This is a genomic window from Leucobacter sp. wl10 (assembly GCF_003569785.1).
Classification (GTDB): Bacteria; Actinomycetota; Actinomycetes; order Actinomycetales; family Microbacteriaceae; genus Leucobacter.
Window position 1 is genome coordinate 1 of the sequence record NZ_KZ984029.1, and the last position, 1,775, is coordinate 1,775.

At 70.7% G+C, this 1,775-nt stretch carries 2 protein-coding genes; both read right to left on the reverse strand.

The annotated features are described in order from the left end of the window. The coding region (locus tag D1J51_RS17625) for a hypothetical protein (protein WP_119077305.1) at positions 1 to 990 on the reverse strand (990 nt) is incomplete at its 3' end. Between the two features lie 24 nt (positions 991 to 1,014). Beyond that, positions 1,015 to 1,775 (reverse strand): PKD domain-containing protein (locus D1J51_RS17630; RefSeq protein WP_119077307.1); only part of this gene is annotated, 761 nt, incomplete at its 5' end.

A 1,775-nucleotide genomic window follows, 5' to 3' on the forward strand; every position in this document is an offset into this window, starting at 1 on the left:
CTTGCGAGATCGGGTAAAAACAGACTGACAGTCGATGGAGCGGGCGAAGGCTCCGAGGTACTCGCCGTTCACGGTCAACCCCGTGATGTCCGGTGCAGCGCCGAACGGGCGCAGCACCGGCCCGAGGGCGAGCAGGTCGAGCCGGTAGTCGGCGCTGCCGCCGGCCTCCCGTCCCGCCTCCAGGAACACGTCGTCGACGAAGGGCACGACGAAGATGGCGCCCGCAAGGCCTGCTGCACCGGTGAGTACGCGTGCTCTCCGGGACAGTCCGGGAAGGACGAGGATCGACAGGGCCACCGTGATCACGAGCGTCACGAGGCCGATTCGGCTCAGCGTCAGCACGACGGCAGCGGCGATGATCAGCAGAAGTGCCAGGCGGAGGATCAGCCGCCACCTCGCGGCGAGCACGAAGGCGGCGCACATCGAAAGCGTCGCGCCGAGCGCGATCGAGTGGCCGAAGGCGCCTTCCGCGCGGAGGAGCCCGCCACGCGGCTGGAGCGGGGCCCAGACGCCGTAGAGGCCGGAGTCGCCCGCCGGGATGAGGGCGAAGGGATTGAACGACGAGATCGACTCCAGCAGAGCCAGGAGCGCCGCGGCGACGGCGGTCAGGGCGACCGTTCGCACGAGGAACTCCAGGCTGACCCTGGCCAGGACGAGTCGGCCCCAGACGTACGGGAGCATCCATTCGGAGAGCGCGATCACCGCTCCTGAGAGGGAGACGAGTCCCAGCGCGTACTGTGCGACGATGAGCAGCGCGAACGCCGCCATGACGCCGTCGGCGGGCGAGAGCTCGACCGACCTCGAGCACGTCGCGACCGCGAGAACCGTGACCAGGGTGATCGCCGACCAGTAAGGCCCGATGTTCACCCCGACCCACACGGGCACGAAAAAGAGGACGCCCAGCCAGAGCGCGACCGTGAGGCGCGGCGCGGCTCGCAGCACGAGCAGCGCGACGATCGCTGCGGCGAGGCCGCCGATGGCCATGATCACGGTAGTCTCGCCTCCAATGCTCGCCTACTCGACCTTCCCGACCTGGAACCGGTCGAAGGCGACCAGAAGCGGGCTCGTGGAGGTGCCGGTGCGGTTCGCCCGCAGGCCCACGACGCCGTCCGCCTGAAGCGCGGCGTCGCCGTCCTGCGCCGCGATCTGCCAGTTCGCGGGCTCCGCGCTCCCGGCCTTCCACAGCTTCGCGCGCAGCTGCGTCGACTCGGTGCCGGTGACCTCGAGCTTCAGCGTGAAGGCGTCGCCGGCCGCATAGGTGAGGCCGGACAGCGTAGATGTTTGGAGCACCGTGGAGCCGCGCTGGGCGACCAGCCACACGGTGCCGCCCGGTCGCAACCAGGCTTGGACCAGGTAGGAGCCCGCTCCCGTATCGCGGGCGACCGCGCCGATGTACGCACCGCCCGTCTCCGGGGCGGCATCCGATGAGAAGTCGACCTCAGCGACGTACTCGCGCACCGGCGTCTGCGCGAGGCGTGCGAGCCGGGTGCTTCCGGCGGGAAGGTTGAGCCGGGCCCTGCCGTCCGAGACCGAGGCCGCGGAGGCCGCACCGCCGGTGATGGTCCATGCCCCGCCGATGCCCGCACTGCCCCACGACGCGGTCGCGCTGCGCTCGAAGTCGTCCTGGATCAGGAAGTCGGCGGCGGCCGGCTCCTCGACGGTGATCTCGCGCGTGGTGGTTCCCGTGGCTCCCGCATCGTCCGTGACGGTCAGCGTGATCGTGTACGAACCGGGGGCCGTGTAGGGGTGCGACGCCGTGGCGCCCGAGCCCGCCG